Genomic DNA, 3116 nt, shown 5'->3' on the forward strand with positions numbered 1-3116 from the left:
TGTTGCGCGACGCGGAAGGTGTGCATGAAGGCGACGTTCGGGTTGTTGGCGGGACGGGATGAAATGACCCCGGCGGCCGTCAGGCCGCCGGGGTCGTCGTGAACGTGGTGTCGCTTTCCTCGTCACTCTGTCGCGTGTGTCTCGGTGATGGCGGCTCGGGTTGAGGATTCGTCGACGATGCCCTTCTCCTCGGTGAAGGCGGCGATGAGGGACTGCCAGGCGATGTTGTTCACCGAGCGGGGCAGGCCGCGGCTGGTGAGGTGGATCAGCTCGACAGCGTCGTCGGAGAACAGCGTGTCCCCGCGGCCGGAGATCGTGATGTGGTGCTTAATGTAGCTGGCGGTCTCCTCCTTCGTCATCGTGGGCATCTGGTAGCTGATCGCGATCCGCTGGTCCAGGGCCGCCAGGACGCCGTGCTTCATCCGTTTCCGCAGGGTTGGCTGGCCGATCAGCAACACAGCGAACGGCGTCGTGGAGTCCATCTCGTAGTTGGTGAGCATGCGGATCGCGTCCAGCTCGTGGTGGTCGAGCAGGTGCGACTCGTCGATCACGACGGCAGGTGTCCGGCCGCGCTCGTCGACTTCGGCGGCCAGGACCGCAGACGCCTGAGCTGCGAGAGCCGCCAGGTGGAACTTGGGGGTGTCGCCCAGGGCGGTGACGATGCGGTTATAGAGGCCGCGCATGCCGACCTCCGGGTTGGGCTGGTAGATCACCGTGAACCGGGCCGGGTCCAGGGAGGAGACGGCGCCCTTGAGGGCGACGGTCTTGCCGGAGCCGACCTCGCCGGTGACCACGCCGATCGCCCGGTTGTTGATGCACCAGGCGATGCGGGCGGCGGCCTCCCGGTGGGAGTGGTGCTGGTGCAGCATCGAGGGGGCCAGGTCCCGGCCGAAGGGAATGCGGGTGAAACCGAAGAATCCCTGAACGCGGTCGATCATCGCTGTCTCCGCCCGTCGTCCAGCAGGGACGAGTAGTTGATCCCCTTCGCGGTGTTCGCCGTGTGCTTCTCGTCGAGGATCTTCAGGTAGTTGATCCCCGTCGACGGTGCCGGCTGAGCCGACACCTCCGGGCTCGCCTTGGGGTGCGTGTGACGGCCCACCTGGTGCGGAACCGCCGTCCCCGCCGTCTTCCCCGACGCCCGCACTTCGATCTGGGTCAGGTCGAACGGGTCGAAGACCAGCTCGACCCTCATCCCGCTCAGCATCGGGTCGACCTCGTAGGTGTTCCCGTGCAGCGACACTGTCGCGGTCTTGGTCACCGTCCGGAACTCCGACCACAGAAATGCCTCCCGAAGATCAGCGGGGCTGGGCAGCGGCAGCGGCTTGGGAATCGAACCCAGCCATCGTTCGATCGGAGGCTGCCCGGTCTCCGAGTGCACCGTGCGGTGATAGACCGTCTCCACCCAGGCGGTGAACAGCCTGTTCAGCTCGGTGAGATGCTCGATCTGGCCGACGCGTTCGTCGTCGAGCTCGACGAGGAACTGATCCCGGACGGTCCTGAAGAACCGTTCGATTTTCCCCCGGCCCTGCGGCCGTCCGGGCTTGGAGTGGGTGAGCCGGATCGCCAGACTCGCGCAGGCCCGCAGCAACCACGTGTCCACGAAGGCGGACCCGTTGTCAACGTAGATCGACTCCGGGACCCCGCGGGCCGACAGGGCCGGCCGCAAAGCGGCGGCCAGGCGGACGGTGTCCTCGGCGAACCCGAACCGGTGGCCCACGATCGCGCGACTGTGGTCGTCGATGAAGGCGAACAGGTACGTTTTCCTGCCGCCGATCTTTGGCCCGTGCAGGGCGTCCCCGGTCCACAACTCGTTGCCCCGGGTGGCCTCGAACCGGCCGAATACGCTGGTCTCGCTGCTGGTGCCGCCGGTCAGTCCGGCAGCGACGAAGTGCCGCTGCAGCGTCCGCTCGGTCGGCGACCAGCCCTGCGTCGTGCGCAAGATCCGCTGAATCTGCGCGGCCGTGCGGCCCGGATTCTCCCGCTTCAGCGCGGCCGCCAGGTCCAGCACCTCCGGTGGTGTCCTGGGGACCGCCTTGCGGGGCTCGGGCACCAGCGCGGGGAACCCGCCGCGGCGGTAGTCCCTCGACCAGCGATCGATGGTGCCCCTGGACACCTTCACCTGCCGTCCGAAGGGATCCGTGTGTTCCTTCTCTGCCAACTCCCTCGCCAGACGGCCGCGTTCACGTGTGGTCAGGTTCGAATCCAGCAGGTCCTGGATCAGGGAATAGCGGAACAGACCGACCTGCCGGGCTTTCTCCGCTCGGCGGCGGTCCTCGTCCTCGCTCGATGCCATGCGCGGGCTCTCCTCGCATCTCGATCAGCGTCCGCCTGCCGCAGGCGGACACGATCAAGACTTCCGGCACCTCCCATCGCCGCCCAGGGGCAGCCCGTGTTGATCAACTAGCCGAAGCGGTGCAGGTCAGCACCCGGCCGTCTATGACCCGGCCGGCGAAGGCCCATCGCGACACGGTGTTCATCTCCGGCCACTTCATCACGGCCGCCCGATGGGCGGCCGTGATGACCGAGACCGCGTCCGCCAGCGGGCAGGCGGACGGCTCGGGCATCACCGGATCGTCCGCGAGCGCGACCAGGGCGACGGTGAAGTACCGGCGCACGTCCTCCGACCTCCGACGGAACCGGCGGAACCAGCCGCGGACCGTGTCCTCCGCCAGTCCCAGACGGGCAGCGACCCGGCGGTGGCCCAGGCCCAGGGCGGCTATCTCCAGCCCCAACCCGATCACCTCGGCAGCATCCATCCGTCGCGGCCACAGCATCTCCGGCAGCAGCACGTGCGTGATGCCGCAACCGGTACAGCGCGAGCGGCGAGGACGTACGAATAGCCGAGACCCGAGATCACCCCGGACTTCCCGCGGCCGGCCATGCCCCCACGGCCCGAGCGCAGCCCCGCACGACGGGCACGTCAGTTCACCCGCCTGCAGCTGGCGTTCCACGAGGACGACATCGGTGTCGACGATGAGCACCCTGCACCTCCCGCTGGTGCACACCGTGTCGTCGTGCACGAAACAGGATCAGGCTGCCCATCAAGATCAGCACTCATGTCCACCGTGACTGTCGCCAACCCCCACCTTCGTGCTCATGCAGAGAGTCGTCCAACA

The 3116-nt window shown here is 67.7% G+C and carries 3 protein-coding genes; all 3 read right to left on the minus strand.

Features of this window, described 5'->3' with window-relative positions; all coding sequences use genetic code 11:
• Positions 1 to 122 precede the first annotated feature (122 nt).
• The 3 genes from AB0M26_RS31630 to AB0M26_RS31640 all read right to left on the minus strand — a co-directional run bounded on the left by AB0M26_RS31630 (position 123) and on the right by AB0M26_RS31640 (position 3020).
• Positions 123 to 938: an AAA family ATPase gene (locus AB0M26_RS31630; RefSeq protein ID WP_365266416.1), complete on the minus strand. Its 816-nt coding sequence runs from the start codon at positions 936 to 938 to the stop codon at positions 123 to 125.
• Positions 935 to 2293 (minus strand): DDE-type integrase/transposase/recombinase, encoded by a 1359-nt coding sequence (locus AB0M26_RS31635; protein WP_365266419.1) that lies wholly within the window; start codon positions 2291 to 2293, stop codon positions 935 to 937. Before AB0M26_RS31635 ends, AB0M26_RS31630 begins: the two co-directional genes overlap by 4 nt.
• Positions 2294 to 2396: 103 nt before the next feature.
• Complete coding sequence (locus tag AB0M26_RS31640; protein WP_365266422.1) at positions 2397 to 3020, minus strand: DUF6431 domain-containing protein; 624 nt, start codon at positions 3018 to 3020, stop codon at positions 2397 to 2399.
• Positions 3021 to 3116: the final 96 nt, after the last annotated feature.

The sequence above is a fragment of the Streptomyces sp. NPDC051776 genome, from assembly GCF_040681345.1.
Taxonomy (GTDB): Bacteria; Actinomycetota; Actinomycetes; order Streptomycetales; family Streptomycetaceae; genus Streptomyces.

Excerpts from the sequence above, each read along its gene's own strand:
- AB0M26_RS31630 (WP_365266416.1), bottom strand. The coding sequence starts at position 938 with ATGATCGACCGCGTTCAGGGATTCTTCGGTTTCACCCGCATTCCCTTC.
- AB0M26_RS31635 (WP_365266419.1), bottom strand. The coding sequence starts at position 2,293 with ATGGCATCGAGCGAGGACGAGGACCGCCGCCGAGCGGAGAAAGCCCGG.